This window comes from Streptomyces sp. NPDC053427 (assembly GCF_044544985.1).
Classification (GTDB): Bacteria; Actinomycetota; Actinomycetes; order Streptomycetales; family Streptomycetaceae; genus Streptomyces.
In genome coordinates this window covers 45,032-62,701 of the sequence record NZ_JBITYA010000001.1, presented here as the reverse complement: position 1 = coordinate 62,701, position 17,670 = coordinate 45,032, and the positions used below count along the sequence as shown (strand labels likewise).

Genomic DNA, 17,670 nt, shown 5'->3' with positions numbered 1-17,670 from the left:
ACGCCGCGGAGATCCGTCAGAAGCGCCCTAGTCCTCCGGTCCGTACCACAGCGTCGTCGGGTTGCAGAACTCCCGGATGCCGTGCCCGGAGAGCTCCCGGCCGTAGCCGGAGCGCTTGGCGCCGCCGAAGGGGAGGCCCGGGTGGGAGGCGGTCATGCCGTTGAAGTAGACGCAGCCGGCGACGACGTCCCGTGCCAGGCGGGCCTGTTCGTCCGGGTCGCGGGTCCAGGCATTGGAACTGAGCCCGAACGGCGTGTCGTTGGCGAGCCTCACCGCCTCGTCCAGGTCCGCGACGCGGTAGAGCGTGGCGACCGGGCCGAACGCCTCCTCGCGGTGGATGCGCATGCCGGGCACGATGCCGGAGAGCACCGTCGGCTCGTAGAACCAGCCCGCCGGGTACTGGGTCGGGCGGCGGCCGCCGCACAGCGCGGTGGCGCCCTGGTGGACCGCGTCGTCGACCAGTTCCTCCAGGTCGGAGCGGCCCTGCTCGCTGGCCAGCGGGCCGACGTCGGTGTTCTCGTCCATCGGGTCGCCGACGGTCAGCGCCGCCATCCGTTCGGTGAAGCGGGCGGCGAAGGCGTCGTAGACATCGGTGTGGACGAGGAACCGCTTGGCCGCGATGCACGACTGCCCGTTGTTCTGGACGCGGGCGGTGACGGCGACGGAGGCCGCCTTCTCGAGGTCGGCCGACGGCATCACGATGTAGGGGTCGCTGCCGCCGAGCTCCAGGACGGTCTTCTTGATCTCGTCGCCGGCGATGGCGGCGACCGAGCGGCCGGCGGGCTCGCTGCCGGTGAGCGTCGCGGCGGCGATCCGCGGGTCGCGCAGGATGCCCTCGACGGCGCCGGACCCGATCAGCAGGGTCTGGAAGCAGCCCTCGGGGAAGCCGGCGCGGCGGAAGAGCTCCTCGATGTAGAGCGCGGTCTGCGGGACGTTCGAGGCGTGCTTGAGCAGGCCGGTGTTGCCCGCCATCAGGGCGGGGGCGGCGAACCGCACGACCTGCCAGAGCGGGAAGTTCCAGGGCATGACGGCGAGCACGGTGCCGATCGGGCGGTAGCGCACCACGGCGCGGGCCGCGCCGGAGTCCTTGATGTCCGCGGGGTCGGGGTGCTCGTCGGCCAGGAGTTCCTCGGCGTGGTGGGCGTACCAGCGCATGGTCTTGGCGCATTTCGCGGCCTCGGCGCGCGCCTGGGCGAGCGGTTTGCCCATCTCGGTGGTCATGGTGCGGGAGATGGAGTCCCGGTCGGCGTCCAGGAGGTCGGCGGCCTCCAGCAGCCGTTCGCTGCGGTACGCGAAGGACGTGGTCCGGTGATCCTGGTAGGCGCGCTCGGCACGGACCAGGTGGTCTTCGATCTCGCCCGCGTTGAGCGCGTCGAAGGTCTTCAGGGTCTCGCCGGTGGCCGGGTTGACCGTGGCGATGGCCATGATCGGCACCTCCTCTGAGGGGCGGTGAGAGGTCGGGGGGCTCAGGAGAGCGGTGAGGGGGCGGGGGACGGCTCGGGGACCGGGTCGGGGTCGGGTCCGGGCGGACGCGGGACCGGCGACGGCTCCGGCGGTATGGGATCGGGCGGCGGGGGCGGCGACGGCGGGCCGGGGAGCGGCTCCGGCAGGGGGTGCGGACCGGGGCCACCGGGGTCGGGGGGCGGCACGGGCTGGGGATCGGGGTCGAACGTGCGGTCACTGCGCGTAAGCGGTTGCCGCTGCACTGGGGGCCTCCAGAATGAGACGTCTAGTGGCACATTGGCCCCCGTACCCGAGTTTGGCCCGTTCAAGGCCCCGGCGCACCATGGATTACCACCGGATGAGGCCGCGGAGGGGAGCGCCGGGCCCCGGCCGGGCCGATGTGACCTGATTGGGCGGCGCCCGTCCCCCGTAGTGCGGTCTACATTGCCGCCATGCCCATGACGTTTCCGTCCCGTATGCGTCGCGGCACGGCCCTGCTCTCCGCGGCCTGCGCGACGCTGCTGCTCGCCCTCGCCGCGCCCGCCCGCGCGTGTCCCCTCCCGCTGCCGTACCGGATGGCCGACACCGGGGGCGGCACGCAGCTGATCACCGCCGGCGCGCCCACCACGAGCGCCACCACCGGGACGGTGACGTGGTGGCAGCGGCACAACGGCCGCTGGCGGGAGATCGGTTCGGCGCCCGCCCGCTTCGGGTCCGGCGGCCTCACCGAGGGCAGCACCCGCGTGCAGGGCACCTCGACGACCCCGACGGGGCTGTACGACCTGCCGTACGGCTTCGGGACCGACCCGGCCCCGGCCGGCACCGCAACGCCGTACCGCAGGGTCGGCCCGGACTCGTGGTGGTGCGAGGACAACGCCTCGGCCTCCTACAACCGCTGGGTGGAGCCCCTGCCCCGGGACTGCGCGGCCACCGAGTCGGAGCGCCTGGCGGACTATCCGACGCAGTACGGCCGGGCGCTGGTCATCGGGTTCAACTATCGCCGCCCGGTGCACGGTCGCGGCGCCGGGATCTTCCTGCACGTCAACGGCAAGGGCGCGACGGCCGGGTGTGTGTCCGTACCGGCCGAGGCGATGGCGCGGATCCTGTCCTGGGTGCGCCCGTCCGAGGAGCCGCACATCGCCATCGGGACGGCGCACGGGCCGACGGCGCTCACCCGCTACTGACCGCTTCCGCCGCCAACGGGAAATGGCAGGCCACCCGGTGGCCGGGCGTGTACGGCTCGGCGACCGGGGGCTCGGTGGTGGCGCACAGCCCGGTGGCCGCCGGGCAGCGGGTGCGGAAGCGGCAGCCGGACGGCGGCGCGGCGGCCGAGGGGACCTCGCCGCCCAGCGGGGTGCCGGCCGGGGCGGCGTCCGGGTCCGGCGTGTTGACGGAGTCCAGCAGCGCCCTGGTGTAGGGGTGCAGCGGCCGGGCGAGGACCCGGGCGGCGGGGCCGGTCTCGACCAGCTTGCCGAGGTACATCACCCCGACGGTGTCCGCGAGGTGCCGTACCACCGCCAGGTCGTGCGAGATGAAGAGATAGGTGAGTCCCTTCTCCCGTTGCAGCTCGCGCATGAGGTTGAGGATCTGGGCCTGTACGGACACGTCGAGGGCGGAGAGCGGTTCGTCGGCGACGACCAGCGAGGGCGCCAGGGCGAGGGCGCGGGCCAGGCCGAGGCGCTGGCGCTGGCCGCCGGAGAACTCGTGCGGATAGCGGTCCACCACGCCGCGCGGCAGTCCGACGTCGTCCAGCAGCCCCGCGATCCGCCGCCGCTGTTCCGCCTTGCCGCCGATGCCCTGGATGACCAGCGGTTCGCGCAGTACGGCGCCGACCCGCATTCCGGGGTCCATGGAGGCGTAGGAGTCCTGGAACATCAGCTGGACGTTCCGGCGGTGCGCGCGCAGCTCCCGCCCGGACAGGGTGCCGATGTCGCGGCCGGCGAAGCGGACGGTGCCGTCGGTGGGCGCTTCCAGGCCGACGACGAGCCGGCCGAGCGTGGACTTGCCGGAGCCGGACTCCCCCACGATGCCGAAGGTCTCGCCGTGCCGGACGGTGAGCGAGACGCCGGCCACCGCGCTGACCTGCGCGGCGCGACGGGGGTACTTCCACCGCCGGTCCGGCAGGGGGGCGGCGCCCGGCGTGCGGCGGGCGAAGGGGCCGCTGTGCAGGGGGTAGGACTTGGCGACGGCGGAGAGCCGCAGCAGCGGTTCCTCGGTACGGGCCGGGGGTGCGGCGGGTGCGGGGGGCCGGATCTCGGCCGCCGGGTCCGCACCGGCCGCGGCCGGGGGGACGGGGTGGAAGCAGGCGAAGGCGTGGGGCGGGGCGGGGTCGCCGTCGGTCTCGCCGGTCAGGTCCGGCTCGGCGGTGCGGCAGTGGGCGTCGGCGAAGCCGCAGCGCGGGGCGAAGCGGCAGCCGGCGGGGCGGGTGAGCAGGGACGGCGGGAGGCCGGGGAGGGTGGCCAGCGGCTGGGCGGCGTGGGTGGCGCGTTCGGGGAGGGCGGCGAGCAGGGCCTGGGTGTAGCGGTTCCGCGGGGTGGTGAACAGGTCCCGTACGGGGGCGCGTTCGGCGATCCGGCCGCCGTACATCACCGCGACCCGGTCGACCCGGTGGGCGATCACGCCCAGGTCGTGGGTGACCAGGATCAGCGCCATGCCGAGGCGGGCGCGCAGCTCGTCGATGAGGTCCAGGATCTGGCGCTGGGTGGTGACGTCGAGGGCGGTGGTCGGCTCGTCGGCGATGAGCAGCCGGGGTTCGGCGATCAGCGCCATGGCGAGCGCGACGCGCTGCCGCATGCCGCCGCTGAGCTGATGCGGATGGTTGCGCATCCGCTCGGCGGGGCCCGGCATACCGACCAGCCTCAGCATCTCCTCGGCCCGCGCCCAGGCCTCGGCCTTGCCCACCGACCGGTGCAGCAGCAGGGGTTCGGCCACCTGGGCGCCGATGGTGAGGGTGGGGTTGAGGGAGGTCAGCGGGTCCTGGAAGACCATGGCGATGGAGTTGCCGCGGATGTCGCGCAGTACGGGTTCCGGGGCGGCGGCCAGGTCCGTGCGGTCGCCGCCCCGGCCGTCCGGACGGTCGAAGAGGATCCGGCCGCCGGTGATCCGGCCGCCGGGCGGGAGCAGGCCCAGGACGGACAGCGCGGTCATGGTCTTGCCGCAGCCGGATTCGCCGACGATGCCCAGCGAGTCGCCGGGTGCCAGGTCGAGGTCGATGCCGTCGAGGGCGTGAACGGTGCGGTCCGGGCGGCGGCCGGCGATCTCGACACGCAGGTCCTCGATCCGCAGCAGCGAGTCGGTCATGACGTCATTCCTCCCATCAGTTCTTCTGGAGCCGTACGTCGAAGGCGTCCCGCAGTCCGTCCCCGATGAAGGTGAACGCGGCGACGACCAGCACGATCGCGAGACCCGGCGGGAAGATCAGCCACCAGTGGCCGACCTGGGTGTAGGTGATGCCGGCCGAGAGCATCGAGCCCCAGTCGGCGGCGGGCGGCGGGATGGACAGGCCGAGGAAGGACAGATAGGCGACGTAGAGGATGGCGTCGGCGATCTGGAAGGTGGCGTTGACGACGACGGTGCCGACGGCGTTGGGCACGATGTGCCGGAAGACCGCCCGGCCCCCGCCGCCGCCCATCAGCCGCATCGCATGGATGTAGTCCCGGTCGCGCAGCGCCAGCGCCTCACCGCGGACGAGGCGGGCCGGGGAGAGCCAGGCGACGGAGGCGATGATGAGGACGAGGACGGGCTTGCTGGGCGTGACGATGGCGGCGACCACGACGAGCAGGAAGAGCGCGGGGATCGCGAGGGCCGCGTCCGTCACCCGCATCATCGCGGCGTCCACCCATCCGCCGGCATAGCCGGCGACCGCGCCGTACACGGTCCCGATGAGGGTGGCCAAAAGCCCTGCCGCCAGGCCGACTTCGAGGGAGGTGCGGCCGCCGTGCATCAGCCGTCCCAGCATGTCGTACCCGAGGTCGGTGGTGCCGAGCGGGTGGCCCGCTCCGGGGGCGAGATTGGCCTGGGAGAGGTCGGTGTGGATCTGGTCGGTGGGGTGGAGGAGCGGTCCGAGGAAGCAGAAGGCGAGCAGGGCGAGCAGCACCAGGGCGCCGGTGAGGGCGAGCTTGTTGCGGGCGAAGACGGCGAGGGCGCGGCGGGCCAGGCCCGGGGAGGCGAGGCCGGCCTCGGAGGCCGGGACATCCATGGCGCTCATGTCACGCTCCTGATGCGCGGGTCGAGGACGGCGTAGGCGATATCGGTGATCAGGGAACCGAGGACGGTGGCGACGCCGACGACGAGGGTGACGCCGAGCAGTACGGGGAAGTCCGAGCCCTGGGCCGCGTTCCAGAACAGCAGCCCCATGCCCGGGTAGTTGAACATCGATTCGACGACGAGGGTGCCGCTGAAGAGGGTGGGGAGGTAGAGGCCGAGGAGGGTGGCGAGCGGGATGAGGGCGTTGCGCAGCACATGCCGGGTCATGATCCGGGCGGGTGACTGGCCCTTGGCTCGGGCGGTGCGGACGTACTCCTCGCCGAGGTTGTCGAGGACGGCCGAGCGCATATAGCGGCTGAAGGCGGCGATGATGCCGAGCGCGGTGGTCACGACGGGGAGCACGAGCGCGAGCGGATCGGCGAGGATGCCGCCGACCGTGTCGGCCTGCGGCGCTTCGGCCGGGAGGAGCTGGAGCTGCTGGCTGAAGACCAGGATGAGGATCAGGCCGAGGAAGAACACCGGGGTGGCGTAGGCGAGGAAGGCCGCGCCCGTCAGCACGTGGTCGGCGGCCTTGCCGCGGCGTACGGCCTGCACCATGCCGAGCGGGACGGCCAGAGCCGCGGCCAGGGCGAGGGACAGCCCCGCCAGCAGGGCGGTCCTGGGCAGCCGTTCGGCGAGCAGCGAGGCGACGGTCTGGTTGAGCTTGTACGACTCGCCGAGGTCTCCGGAGAGCAGCCGGCCGAGGTACATGGCGTACTGCTGCGGCAGCGCGCGGTCGTAGCCCTGTTGGTGGTCGAAGTGCGCGAGGGCCTGCGGGGTGGCCTGGACGCCGAGGATGGCGCGGGCCGGGCCGCCGGGCAGCAGATGCAGCAGGACGAAGACGATGACGGAGACCAGGAGCAGGACGACGGCGGCCTGCGCGAGGCGCTTGACCAGGAAGCGGATCATGAGCCGGTGCCGCCCTTCTTGACGTAGTACCAGTCCTGCGGGGCGAGCGTGAGGGTCGGGTTCTGGTCCACGCCGCGCAGGTCGTTGCGGATGACGGAGACCTGGTAGGCGGGGTTGGGGGTCCACAGCACCGGGAGCCGGCGGGCGACCTCGCGGCCGTAGGCGCGCAGCGCGAGCGCGGCGCGGCGGGGGTCCCCCTGGGGTGAGCCCTCGGAGTACTCGGTGTCCCGGATGAGCCGGTCGGTGCGCGGGTCGGACCAACTGCCCATATTCGAGGGGGCGTTGCTGGCGAAGATCTTCTCTCCGCTGGGGTCGGGCGGGAAGTACCAGCTGCCCTGGGTACCGAAGAAGCCGAGCTGCCATTGGGCGCAGAGGGGTTCGGTCCGCTTGCAGGGGACGGTGGTGCCCAGGACGGTGTTGAGCGGCTGCTGCCGGATGTCGAGGTCGATGCCCGCCGTGCCGAACGCGGACTTGATGACCTGCATGGTGTTGGAGGTCTCGGTCGAGCCGGACTGGGAGAGCAGCGAGAGCCGGAGCTCCTGTCCGTCCTCGATGCCTGTACCGCATTGCCGCGCGCCGCCCCCGGGCCGTACGCAGCGCAGCGTCCCGTCCCGGCCGGCCCAGCCGTGCGCGGCCAGCAGCGCCCGCGCCTTCCGCGGGTCGTACGGATACGGGTCGCCGTCCAGGAGGCCGGCGGGGACCGGGCCGAGGGTCGGGGTGGCGCTGCCGTGCCAGATCACCCGGGAGATCCCCTTCTGGTCGATCAGATGCTGGAGCGCCTGGCGCAGATATTCCTGGCGGAGCAGCGGCCCGGCGGTGGGGTGGTGGTAATTGAGGACGATGTAGGTGATCGCCCAGCCCTCCCACGGGTCGATGCGATATCCCCTCTCCTTGAACTTCGGCGACCGGGCCATCACGGAGGGCGGAATATAGCCGTAGTCCACTCCCCCGGCGCGCAGCACATTGAATTCGGAGTCGGCGGTGGTGAAGGGCTTGAAAATCACCCGGTCGAGATGCGGCCTGTCGGGCCCGCGGTATTTCTTGTTGGGAATCAGCGACACCCGGCCCGAGGTGGTCCATTTCTCCACCGTCCAGGGTCCGTTGACGGTCTTCCACAGCGGATCGGTGGCGAAGCGGGAGAAGTGCTTGGCGTGCCGCATCAGCCGGGCGAAGACCCGCTTCGGGTCCTGGTGGCCGGGGTTCCAGGCGTGTACGGGAAGGGCGACGACGTCCTGGAGTTCATTGGCGGTGAACCACGCGGGGTTGTAGCCGCGGTCCAGCCGGAGCCGGAAGGTGCGGTCGTCGACGCTCTCGAAGGCCTTGACGTCGTCGGGCATCAGTCCCGGCGAATAGCCCGCCCAGTCCTCCTTGTTGTGCTTGATCAGGTCGAACCAGAACTTCACATCGCGGGTGGTGACGGGCACCCCGTCGGACCATGCGCGCCCTTTCTTCAGCGTGATGGTGACGGTTTTGTCGCCGTCGCTGTAGCGGGGCGATTCCGCGAGGCCGTGCGGGGAATCCATGGTCAGCGCGTCGCCCTTTTTCTCGGGGGCGAACAGCGGCAGGTAGAGCAGGTTCTGGATGGCGCTGTTGTACGACGCCAGATACCCGGGGGCGCCGATCGGAAAGATCCAGTTGGGGCCGGCGGCGGGCGGCAGGGCCATGGTGACGGTGCCGCCCTCGACGGGGGTGCCGCCGGTGGGACCGAGGTCGGTGACAACGTTGCCGCGCGGTCCGCAGCCGGCCGTCAGCGACGCGAGGATGCCGAGCACGACCGCCGTCAGGGCCCGCGCCAGGGGCCCGCGGATTCGTCTGCTGCGCACGCCCATGCCGCCTCCGAGGGATCGACCGGTCGAAGAATGCGAGCAAAGTACGGACGGCGGAGAAAGGAAGTCAACCCCTTGGCGAAACAAGGCCAACCGAGGTGTACTGACGGCGAGTTGCCCGTCCGACTTGCTTCGCACTCCGAAGAAAGTCCTCGGCCCCCACACGAAAGGCACCCAGTGATGGCCCCCGACGAGCAGTCCGGCTCCGCCGCGCAGGTCCTCGAACTCGTCGCGAACGGCTCCGCCACCTCCCGCGCCGATCTCGTCCGGGAGTTGGGCCTCGCCGCCTCCACCGTCTCCGCCCGCGTCCAGGAACTGGTCGACGCCGGCCTGCTCGCCGAATCCGGCGAGGGCGCCTCGCGCGGCGGCCGCCGCCCCCGGCTGCTGCGCATCGCCGACCACGGAGCGGTGGCGCTCGCCGCCGACCTGGGCAGCCATCACATCCGTACCGGAGCGGTCGGCCTGACCGGCACCGGTACGGACATCGAGGAGTACGCCTTCGACCTCACCGCCGGACCCGAACCCGCCCTGGACGTCCTCGCCGAGCGGCTGGCGGCGCTGGCCGAACGGCAGCGCGCCGCCGGGCGGACCGTACACGGCGTCGGCATCGGCTTCCCCGGCCCGGTGGACACCGCCGGCGGCCGGGTCATCGCCCCCTCACGGATGCCCGGCTGGCACCTCTTCGCGCTCCGCGACCGCCTCGCCGAAAGGCTGGGCCTGCCGGTCCTGCTCGACAACGACGCCAATGTGCTGGCCTTGGGCGAGCACCGCGCCGCACACCCGGCACTGCGCCATCTCGTCGTCGTCAAGGCCGGCCGCGGCATCGGCTCCGGCATCATCAGCGACGGCCGGCTCTACCGCGGGGCGCGCGGCTCGGCCGGTGACATCAGCCATGTCCGGGTCGGCTCGGGCACCGAACTCCCCTGCTCCTGCGGCAACATCGGCTGCCTGGAGACCGTGGCGAGCGGCGCCGCGATCGCCACCGCGCTGCGCGAGCAGGGCATCGCCGCCGACTCCACCACCGACATCCTGCGCCTGGTCGAGCACGGCGAACCGCACGCCACCACCCTCGTCCGGCAGGCGGGCCGGGACATCGGCGCCGTGCTGGCCGTCGTGGTGAACTTCTTCAATCCCGAGGCGGTGATCCTGGGCGGCGCGCTCTCCGGCGCGGAACCCCTGGTCGCCGCGGTGCGCGGGATGCTCTACGAGCGCTGCCTGCCGATGGCGACCAGCGAACTCACCATCAAGGCCGCCGTATGCGGCCCCGACGCGGGCCTGCTCGGCGCGGGCCACGCCGCACTGCGCGAACTCCCCTCCAGCCGCCACCGATTGTGAGGACCCATGGCCCCCATGCCCCCCAGCGCCCCTGAGCCCTCCGCCGCCCCGGCCGCCTCCGCCACCCGCCGTCTGCGGATCGGCATCGGCGGCATGGCCATCGAGTCCAGCCAGTTCTGCCCGCACCGCTCCGTCTACGAGGACTTCCGCGTCACCCGGGGCGCCGAGCTGCTGGCCCGCTACACCTGGACCGGGCCTGACAGCGATCTGGTGGAACGCGTCGAGTGGGTGCCGCTGGTGCACGCCGTCTCGCTGCCCGGCGGGCCCGTCGAACGCGCCACCTACGACCGCATCAAGAGCGAACTGACCGACCGCATAAGGGAGTCCGGGCCGCTGGACGGTCTGGTCCACGACATCCACGGCGCGATGAGCGTGGTCGGGCTGACGGACGCGGAGGCCGATCTGACCGATGCGGTACGGGCCGCGACCGGGCCGGACACGCTCATCTCGGCGGCCATGGATCTGCACGGCAATGTCTCGCGTCGCTTCGCCGAGCGCCTCGATCTGCTCACCGCGCACCGGCTGGCCCCGCACGAGGACGCCTGGGAGACGCGCGAGCGGGCCGCCCGCAAGCTCGTGGAACGGCTAGAGAGCGGGAAGGGGCGACCGTATCGGGCCTGGGTGCAGATCCCGGTCCTGCTGCCGGGCGAGAAGACCAGCACCCGGCTGGAGCCCGCCATGTCCCTTTACGGACGGCTGAGTTCGGTGGAGGCGCTCGACGGGGTCGTCGACGCGGCGATCTGGGTGGGCTATGCCTGGGCCGACGAGGAACGCTGCCGGGCCGCGGTGGTGGTGACTGCTGACGATCCCGGACAAGCGCTCCATCAGGCGCAGTTGCTGGCCCGCCGCTACTGGGACGCCCGCCGCGATTTCGTCTTCGTCGGCCCGACCGGCGACGCGGACGACTGCATCGCCCGCGCCGTGGCGTCCCGTTCCCGCCCCTTCCTGATCAGCGACTCCGGCGACAATCCGACCGCGGGCGGGGCCGGGGATCTGGCCTACATGCTCGGCCGCCTGCTGGCCCACGAGGACCTGGCGAGCGGGCGGGTCACCGCGCTGCACCCCGGCATCACCGACCCGAAGGCCGTCACCGCCTGCTTCGCCGCGGGGGTGGGTGCCGAGGTCACGCTCCGGGTCGGCGGCCACGTCAGCGCGGGCACCGGTCCGTACGCCGAGCCGTACGAGCTGACCGGCACCGTCACCGCGCTGGAGGGCCCGCCGACCCCCGCCGCGGGGACCCCGCGCGGCAATCCGGCCTATGACGGGGGCGGGCGGACCGCGGCCGTCACCCGCGGCGGGGTGACGGTGGTGCTCACCGAACGCCGTAAGCCGTTCCACACCCGCGCGGACTTCGGGGCGCTCGATCCGCTCGGGTACGACCTGGTGGTCGTCAAGATCGGCTACCTGGAGCCGGAGCTGTACGCCATGGCCGCGGACTGGCTGCTCGCGCTCACCCCGGGCGGGGTGGACCAGGACCTGCTGCGGCTGGGCCACCACAAGGTGCGGCGACCGCTCTACCCGTTCGACGACGAGGGGTTCGAGGATCCGGACCTCACGCCGGTGCTCCTGTAGCCGGTATCCCTTCAGCCGGTGCTTCCGCCGCCGGTCCTGGGCTGCTGGGCCGCCCCGAAACTGATGCCTCGTCACTTTGATCCCGTTAGCGCGCATCTCGATGCGAATCCGCCAAAGTTGGCGCACGGGACGCGGTTACGATCAAGATCGCATTGCCTTTCCTTGACATTCACTTGGTGTGGATTTTACGTTCGATGAGTGCGGCATCAACGCAGGTCAGCGCCGCACTCCCACACCGTTTCGGAGGTCACTCATGGAGCAGCTCATCAAGAAGATGGCTCAGGACGACGTCTGGCAGGGTTGGCTGGCCGCCAACTCGGCGCAGCAGGCGGCGAAGGCCGGCTGCATCAGCGCCGCCCCCAAGGCCGGCTGCATCAGCGTGGCCAGGAAGACCGGCTGTATCTCCTGACCGTCGTCCGCTGACCGGCCCGGTGGCCGGCCGATGACGGCCGGCAGCGGTCCGGCGGCACTTCTCCCGCCGCCGGACCGCTGCCGGACCGCTGCCGGACCGCTGCCGGGTGCAGCGCCCCGAACGCGCCCGCATACGCCCGCATGCGCCCACTTTCCGAGCACATATGAGGGATTCATGGATGGTCAGCCGACCGCCGAGGTCATCGAGCAGATCCGCGACATTCCGATCTACCGCGAGTCGCTGGAGCGGGGGCACTTCCCGATACTCGACAAGCCGGAGATCGCCCGGGGCTTTCCCGACAACTGGATGACGCCCCGGCTGGCCTCGGCCCTGGAGTCCGGCGAGGCCGAGTTCGTCCTGTCCACGGGCACCAATCACGCCCGTATGCAGATCATCCGGCCCCCGTATTTCCTCCTGAATTCCTACTACCAATTGTGGCGCGAGCACCCGGATATCGCCGGCACCTGGGAAGCGGGCTGCCGTCGCGTTTCGCTGACCACGGTGCTGGCGACGGAACACGTGGCCCGGGTGAACGCAAAGAAGCGCGGCACGGACGCGGTTCCGGTGCCGGCCCTCGACGACCGGTGGCTCGACGAGCGCACCTGCTATCTCAATCTGCGGCTCGACCCCGCGCTCTGGGAGCGCGAGGAGGTGGAGCGGATGCTCGAGGAGATCCGGACGGCCGGGCAGGCGCATCCGCGCGGCTGGTATCACCTCGACTGCTCCGGCTATCACCTCGCGCATCTGGTGCGAAAGGTGGACGAGTGGGGCCTGTGGGACGCATTCCCGCCGCCCGCCAGCATCATCCACGCCTACGAATACACCCCGGTGAATGTCCGGCTTTTCCTGGAGCGGCATTTCGCCTGCCCGATCATCGACCTGTTCGGCAGTACCGAGCTCGGCTATCTCTTCTTCAGCGACCGCCTCGGCCGGTACCACCCCCACCTCGACAAAATGAGCGTGGAACTCGTTCCGGTCGCCCCCGGGAGTGCGATCCATCACCTCGTCGTGTCCAGTGTGCGCAATCCGTACATGCCACTGATCCGGTACCGCTCGGGAGACTGCGTACGCACGACGGACGGCACGCCCGACCCCGCCAAGATCTCCCAATTCTGCGGCCGGGAAAAGGAGTTGCTTGCCTCCCCGCGCGGTCCCGTCGCACAGGGCGATCTCGACCGGTGCGTGGCCGAGGCGTCCGCGCAGGTCTTCGTGCACCAGTTGCAGCTGACGGGCACCGCCGAGGCCCGGCTGGCCTATACGACGTTCAGCGGTGTGCCCGTCGAACCGGCCGAGGCCTCGGCGCTGGAGCGCGGCGTCCAGGAGCTCACCGGCCGGCGCTGCCGGCTGGACCACCGTGCGCACATACCCATCGGGAAGTCGGGGAAATACGCCTGGCTCGCGAACGGTGCCTGAAGCACCCGGAAATCCCACCGTCCCCCGGACAGGAGAAGCATGACCAGTCAGCCGCGGATTTCCGCCGCCGACCTCAGGACGCTGCTCGGCGCATCGCTGCATTCCGAGCTGGTAACGCATTTCGCCGAAAGGAGCGACGCTGCACGGGAGTTCGTGGAGCGTCAGGTCACCGAGTGCCTGCGCTATCTCTATCTCGTCTCCCGGCACCGCGACCGGCTCAGCGGGCTCTTCCTGCCGGTGGAGCAGGACATCGACGAGATCTGGCACTACCTCATCCTGCAGACCCGTGAATACCGCACGCTGTGCGAGGAAAGGCTGCCGGGAAAGTTCTTCATCGAACACCGCAGCATCGCCTACGAGGACTACCAGCAGGAACCGGGCCGGGAGCAGGCGCTCGAAGAGGCCCTGCGCTGGATACCCCTGTACTGCCAGGAGTTCGGGCCGTTCGACGAAGGGGCGCTGCCGCACTGGACGATCGTCCGTTTCCTGCATGCGCAGATGGGACTGTCGCTCACGGAAATCGGGGCGCTGGAACCGATGGCGGCGTGAGCGCCGCGCCACGTCCACCGCACCGAAATCCATGCCCTCATCGACGCTTCCGACAGAGCTGGGAAAGGAATCATGACGGCTCGGAACGGCGCTCGTTTCCTGCGCCCGGGTGACGTGCCCGCGCAGCGGCGGATTCTGGCCGTGCTGGTGGTGTCCCAGGTCCTCAGCGGTGCGGGCCTGGCGGCCGGGATCACCGTCGGCGCGCTGCTCGCCGAGGAGATGCTCGGCTCGACCGGGCTGGCCGGTGTGCCCAGTGCCCTGTTCACCGCCGGAGCCGCCCTCGGCGCCGTCGGCATCGGCCGTATCTGCCAGCGCTGGGGCCGGCGGCCCGGACTCGCGCTCGGCTACGGCGTCGGAGCCGTCGGCAGCCTCGGCGTCGTCGCGGCGGCCGCCGTGGGCAGCGTTCCGCTGCTGTTTCTGGCGCTGCTCGTCTACGGAGCCGGCACCTCGACGAACCTGATGGCACGCTACGCGGGAGCGGATCTGGCCCCGCCCGCGCGCCGCGGCCGGGCGGTGAGCACGGTGCTCTTCGCCACGACGCTCGGCGCGGTCGTCGGCCCCAACTTGGTGACCGTCACGGGAGAGAGGGCGCATGCGTGGGGCATTCCCCGCCTCGCCGGGCCGTTTCTGCTGGCCGTCGTCGCCTTCGGGGCGGCCGCGGTCGTACTGGCCTGTCTCCTGCGCCCCGATCCGCTGCGGCTGGCCCGCGCGTTGGCAGCGGACGCGCCGGCGCCGGGCGCCGACGGCGGCGCGGCGGAGGCGGCCGACCGGCCGGAGCGCCGCGGTCTGGTCACCGGCACCACCGTCATGGTCCTCACCCAGCTCGTCATGATCGCGGTCATGACGATGACGCCGGTGCACATGCGGGCGCACGGGCACTCCACGCAGGCGGCCGGGTTCGTCATCGCCCTGCACGTCGGGGCGATGTTCCTGCCGTCCCCGCTCACCGGCCTGCTCGTCGACCGGGTCGGCCGGCGGTGGGTCGCCGGCGCCTCCGCGGTGACCCTGCTCGGCGCCGGAGCCCTCGCCGCCGTGGCGCCGCCGCACGCGGTGCCCGCCCTCGCCGCGGCGCTGGTCCTGCTGGGTCTCGGCTGGAACTTCGGGCTGGTCAGCGGCACCGCCATGGTCACCGACGCGCTGCCACCGGCCCGTCGCGCCTCGGCGCAGGGACTGGTGGACGTCGGCATCGCGATCGCCGGTGCGGCCGGCGGAATGTCGTCGGGCCTGGTCGTGGTGGTGGGCGGCTACCCGGTACTGGCGCTCGCGGGCGGGATCCTCGCGCTGGCGATCGTGCCCGTCGTCGCAGCGGCGGCCCGGCCCGCGCGCGTGACACCGGCCCCGCCCGACGCGACCGGGCGGGCCGGGCATACGGAGCGGGCGCGATGACGGCTGACACGCGACGTCAACTCGGCCGGAAATCGACAAACATGGCGTCATTTCCCGTTATCACAGGGGAAACCTTGATGCTTCACTTTTAGAGCACGTTTAGCCTTGCCATGGATCGACCATGACGGAACGATCCCCGTTCCCTCGTGCCGCACATTGGCGTGCCGCGTCGAGAAGACCACTCCAACTGCCCGCCCTGCACTGCGACTTCCGCAGCCGAGCGTGACCGCGGGTGGCCTCGCGCCACCCCTCCGCACCCCGCACATCGCTGCCCTCCCCTGGAGGGCACCACTCATCAGCAGGAGACCTCCGCATGGAGACCTTCGTCCAGCATGCCCGGGGCCTGACGGCCCGTATCGCCGAGCGGAGCGAGGAGCGGGAGACCTACGGCCGGCTCGCCGCCGGACAGTCGCCCCTCGCGCTGTTCATCGCCTGCTCCGACTCCCGCGTCATACCGTCCCTGATCACCGGCGCGCAGCCCGGTGAACTCTTCGAACTGCGCACCGCCGGGAACGCCGTCCCCGAATACCAGGAGGGCATGGCGGCCAGCTCGGAGGCCGCCACCATCGAGTACGCCATGCGCGTGCTGCGCGTCGCCGACATCGTCGTCTGCGGTCACTCGCACTGCGGCGCGGTCGGCGCGAAGATCCGCGGCGAGGACCTGACCGGCGCCCCCGCCGTACGGGACTGGCTCGCGCAGCAGCTGTCCGACGCACTGCCGAAGGACGCGGAGCCGTCCGTCGCCGCCGCGGTGCAGCAGCATGTGCGCGAACAGCTGGACCGGCTGCGCCGCTACCCCTGTGTGCGAGAACGGCTGGACGCCGGGGAAGTGACGCTGCACGGCTGGTTCTACGAGGTGCACACCGGCCTGGTGGCAGCGCATCAGCCGGCCACCGACCTGTTCCTCCCGCTGTGAGGCCGGGCGTGCACCTCATGAAGCGGCTCGCCTCCTTCGAGTTCTTCCGGGCGGACTTCGCCGCCTCCCTCGTCGTCTTTCTGGTCGCCGTCCCGCTGTGTGTCGGGGTGGCGGTCGCCTCCGGGGTGCCGGCCGAACTGGGGCTCGTCACCGGCATCGTCGGCGGCCTGCTCACCGGTCTGCTCCCGGGCAGCAGCCTGCAGGTCAGCGGCCCGGCCGCCGGACTGACGGTGCTTGTCTTCGAAGCGGTCAAGGAGTACGGCCTCGGTGCGCTCGGCGCGCTGGTGCTGGCGGCCGGTGTACTGCAACTGGGCATGGGCGCCCTGAAGTTGGGGCGCTGGTTCCGGGCGATTTCGATCGCCGTCGTGCAGGGCATGCTCGCCGGTATCGGCCTGGTGCTGATCGCCGGGCAGGTCTACGCCCTCACGGACGCCAAGGCGCCGGGCAGCGGCCTCGCCAACATCGGTGCGCTGCCGCGCCTGGTCGCCGACACCGTCGCCTCCGACCGGGCGCTGTCCGCCCTCGCGATCGGTGCCACCACCATCGCCGTCCTGGTGCTGTGGCCGCGCTGGCGGCGCGGTGCGCGCATGCTGCCCGCACCGCTGGCCGCCGTCGCGCTGGCCACCACCGCGGTGTGGGCGCTGGACCTGCCGGTCGCCCGCGTCAAGGTCAGCGGTCTGCTCGACGCGATCCAGCCGCCCGGCCTCGCCGACCTCGGCCGGCTCGTCGACCTCGGTGCGCTCGGCACGGTGCTCGCCTTCGCGCTGATCGCGTCCGCCGAGTCCCTCTTCAGCGCGGCAGCGGTCGACCGGCTGCACGACGGGCCGCGCACCGACTACGACAAGGAGCTGATGGCCCAGGGCGCCGGCAACGCCGTCTGCGGCGTGCTCGGGGCGCTGCCGATGACCGCGGTCATCGTCCGCAGTGCCGCCAACGTCCAGGCCGGGGCCAGGACCAAGGTCTCCCGTGTGCTGCACGGTGTCTGGCTGCTGCTGTTCGCGGCCGCGTTCCCGGCCGCGCTGGGCGTGGTGCCGGTCGCCGCGCTGGCCGGCGTGCTCCTTCACGCGGGCTGCAAGCTCATCCCGCTTCGTGATCTGCGCCCGTTGTGGCGCGAACACCGCGGCGAGGCCGCGGTCCTGCTCGTCACCGCCGTCGCCATCGTGACGATCAACATGTTCGAGGGCGTCCTCATCGGCATCGTGGCGGCCGTCGTCAAGACCGCCTGGGAGACCTCGCACGTCCACCTCGACGTCCACACCCCGGACGACGACGGGCCGGTCCTCGTACGGGCGCTGGGCAACGCCACCTTCCTGCGCCTGCCCAAGCTCCTCGACCAACTGGAGGCGCTCCCCGCTGACCGGGACGTCGAACTCGACCTCGGCGGCCTGCGCCACCTCGACCATGCGTGCGCCGCGGCGCTGAAGAACTGGGCCGAAGCGCACCGCCGTAGCCGGAGCCGCCGGTCGGCGGAGCTGGTGTCGTGAGACAGCGGGACCGGTCCTGCCGGTCCCGCATCCGGTCTCCGGCCGGTCCCACGGCTCCTCCCCGGCCGGTCCCGCGGCTCGTCCACAGCCGGCCCCGCGGCTCCTCTCGCCGCCCTTCCCCTGCCCGGCACGGGAATACCGGCCCCGCCCCGCCGCGTTGTGGCCCCGAGGGGGCGCCCG

General features: G+C 71.9%; 14 protein-coding genes. 9 read left to right on the top strand and 5 right to left on the bottom strand.

Features of this window, described 5'->3' with window-relative positions; translation table 11 throughout:
• Positions 1-27: 27 nt before the first annotated feature.
• Positions 28-1,425, bottom strand: coding sequence for an NADP-dependent succinic semialdehyde dehydrogenase (locus ACIGWZ_RS00205; RefSeq protein ID WP_400059152.1), 1,398 nt, complete (start codon positions 1,423-1,425; stop codon positions 28-30).
• 494 nt (positions 1,426-1,919) lie between these two features.
• Here ACIGWZ_RS00205 and ACIGWZ_RS00200 point away from each other — a divergent pair, with 494 nt between their 5' ends.
• A complete protein-coding gene (locus ACIGWZ_RS00200; protein ID WP_400060739.1) occupies positions 1,920-2,627 on the top strand; it encodes a L,D-transpeptidase in 708 nt (235 codons plus the stop codon).
• Here ACIGWZ_RS00200 and ACIGWZ_RS00195 read toward each other — a convergent pair.
• Genes ACIGWZ_RS00195 through ACIGWZ_RS00180 form a run of 4 tightly spaced genes read right to left on the bottom strand, consistent with a single transcriptional unit; the run spans position 2,614 to position 8,426 of the window.
• Positions 2,614-4,743, bottom strand: a complete 2,130-nt coding sequence (locus ACIGWZ_RS00195; protein ID WP_400059151.1) for a dipeptide ABC transporter ATP-binding protein — start codon at positions 4,741-4,743, stop codon at positions 2,614-2,616. The genes ACIGWZ_RS00200 and ACIGWZ_RS00195 overlap by 14 nt on opposite strands.
• A 16-nt stretch (positions 4,744-4,759) precedes the next feature.
• Positions 4,760-5,650 carry an ABC transporter permease gene (locus ACIGWZ_RS00190; protein WP_400059149.1) on the bottom strand — a complete coding sequence of 297 codons (891 nt, stop codon included), beginning with the start codon at positions 5,648-5,650 and terminating at the stop codon, positions 4,760-4,762.
• Entirely contained in the window at positions 5,647-6,597 is a 951-nt protein-coding gene (locus ACIGWZ_RS00185) for an ABC transporter permease (RefSeq protein WP_400059147.1), read from the bottom strand. The genes ACIGWZ_RS00190 and ACIGWZ_RS00185 overlap by 4 nt, the downstream gene beginning before the upstream one ends.
• Complete coding sequence (locus ACIGWZ_RS00180; protein ID WP_400059145.1) at positions 6,594-8,426, bottom strand: peptide ABC transporter substrate-binding protein; 1,833 nt, start codon at positions 8,424-8,426, stop codon at positions 6,594-6,596. The genes ACIGWZ_RS00185 and ACIGWZ_RS00180 overlap by 4 nt, the downstream gene beginning before the upstream one ends.
• Positions 8,427-8,603: 177 nt before the next feature.
• Between ACIGWZ_RS00180 and ACIGWZ_RS00175 the strand changes: the two genes are divergently transcribed.
• The 8 genes from ACIGWZ_RS00175 (at position 8,604) to ACIGWZ_RS00140 (ending at position 17,490) form a co-directional block, all read left to right on the top strand.
• Entirely contained in the window at positions 8,604-9,758 is a 1,155-nt protein-coding gene (locus tag ACIGWZ_RS00175) for an ROK family protein (protein WP_400059143.1), read from the top strand.
• A 15-nt stretch (positions 9,759-9,773) separates the two neighbouring features.
• Positions 9,774-11,330, top strand: a complete 1,557-nt coding sequence (locus ACIGWZ_RS00170) for a M81 family metallopeptidase (protein ID WP_400060737.1) — start codon at positions 9,774-9,776, stop codon at positions 11,328-11,330.
• Between the two features lie 253 nt (positions 11,331-11,583).
• Positions 11,584-11,739, top strand: a complete 156-nt coding sequence (locus ACIGWZ_RS00165; RefSeq protein WP_400059141.1) for a hypothetical protein — start codon at positions 11,584-11,586, stop codon at positions 11,737-11,739.
• Between the two features lie 177 nt (positions 11,740-11,916).
• Positions 11,917-13,155 (top strand): hypothetical protein, encoded by a 1,239-nt coding sequence (locus tag ACIGWZ_RS00160; protein ID WP_400059139.1) that lies wholly within the window; start codon positions 11,917-11,919, stop codon positions 13,153-13,155.
• 39 nt (positions 13,156-13,194) lie between these two features.
• Complete coding sequence (locus ACIGWZ_RS00155) at positions 13,195-13,704, top strand: hypothetical protein (protein ID WP_400059137.1); 510 nt, start codon at positions 13,195-13,197, stop codon at positions 13,702-13,704.
• 72 nt (positions 13,705-13,776) lie between these two features.
• A complete protein-coding gene (locus tag ACIGWZ_RS00150) occupies positions 13,777-15,090 on the top strand; it encodes an MFS transporter (RefSeq protein WP_400059136.1) in 1,314 nt (437 codons plus the stop codon).
• A 313-nt stretch (positions 15,091-15,403) separates the two neighbouring features.
• The gene (locus ACIGWZ_RS00145; protein WP_400059134.1) at positions 15,404-16,006 is read left to right on the top strand and encodes a carbonic anhydrase; all 603 of its coding nucleotides are present in this window, start codon (positions 15,404-15,406) and stop codon (positions 16,004-16,006) included.
• A 17-nt stretch (positions 16,007-16,023) separates the two neighbouring features.
• Positions 16,024-17,490: a SulP family inorganic anion transporter gene (locus ACIGWZ_RS00140; RefSeq protein WP_400059133.1), complete on the top strand. Its 1,467-nt coding sequence runs from the start codon at positions 16,024-16,026 to the stop codon at positions 17,488-17,490.
• Positions 17,491-17,670 lie beyond the last annotated feature (180 nt).

Coding starts and splice junctions, on each gene's coding strand:
- ACIGWZ_RS00205 (WP_400059152.1), bottom strand. CDS start 1,425: ATGGCCATCGCCACGGTCAACCCGGCCACCGGCGAGACCCTGAAGACC.
- ACIGWZ_RS00200 (WP_400060739.1), top strand. CDS start 1,920: ATGCGTCGCGGCACGGCCCTGCTCTCCGCGGCCTGCGCGACGCTGCTG.
- ACIGWZ_RS00195 (WP_400059151.1), bottom strand. CDS start 4,743: ATGACCGACTCGCTGCTGCGGATCGAGGACCTGCGTGTCGAGATCGCC.
- ACIGWZ_RS00190 (WP_400059149.1), bottom strand. CDS start 5,650: ATGAGCGCCATGGATGTCCCGGCCTCCGAGGCCGGCCTCGCCTCCCCG.
- ACIGWZ_RS00185 (WP_400059147.1), bottom strand. CDS start 6,597: ATGATCCGCTTCCTGGTCAAGCGCCTCGCGCAGGCCGCCGTCGTCCTG.
- ACIGWZ_RS00180 (WP_400059145.1), bottom strand. CDS start 8,426: ATGGGCGTGCGCAGCAGACGAATCCGCGGGCCCCTGGCGCGGGCCCTG.
- ACIGWZ_RS00175 (WP_400059143.1), top strand. CDS start 8,604: ATGGCCCCCGACGAGCAGTCCGGCTCCGCCGCGCAGGTCCTCGAACTC.
- ACIGWZ_RS00170 (WP_400060737.1), top strand. CDS start 9,774: ATGCCCCCCAGCGCCCCTGAGCCCTCCGCCGCCCCGGCCGCCTCCGCC.
- ACIGWZ_RS00165 (WP_400059141.1), top strand. CDS start 11,584: ATGGAGCAGCTCATCAAGAAGATGGCTCAGGACGACGTCTGGCAGGGT.
- ACIGWZ_RS00160 (WP_400059139.1), top strand. CDS start 11,917: ATGGATGGTCAGCCGACCGCCGAGGTCATCGAGCAGATCCGCGACATT.
- ACIGWZ_RS00155 (WP_400059137.1), top strand. CDS start 13,195: ATGACCAGTCAGCCGCGGATTTCCGCCGCCGACCTCAGGACGCTGCTC.
- ACIGWZ_RS00150 (WP_400059136.1), top strand. CDS start 13,777: ATGACGGCTCGGAACGGCGCTCGTTTCCTGCGCCCGGGTGACGTGCCC.
- ACIGWZ_RS00145 (WP_400059134.1), top strand. CDS start 15,404: ATGGAGACCTTCGTCCAGCATGCCCGGGGCCTGACGGCCCGTATCGCC.
- ACIGWZ_RS00140 (WP_400059133.1), top strand. CDS start 16,024: ATGAAGCGGCTCGCCTCCTTCGAGTTCTTCCGGGCGGACTTCGCCGCC.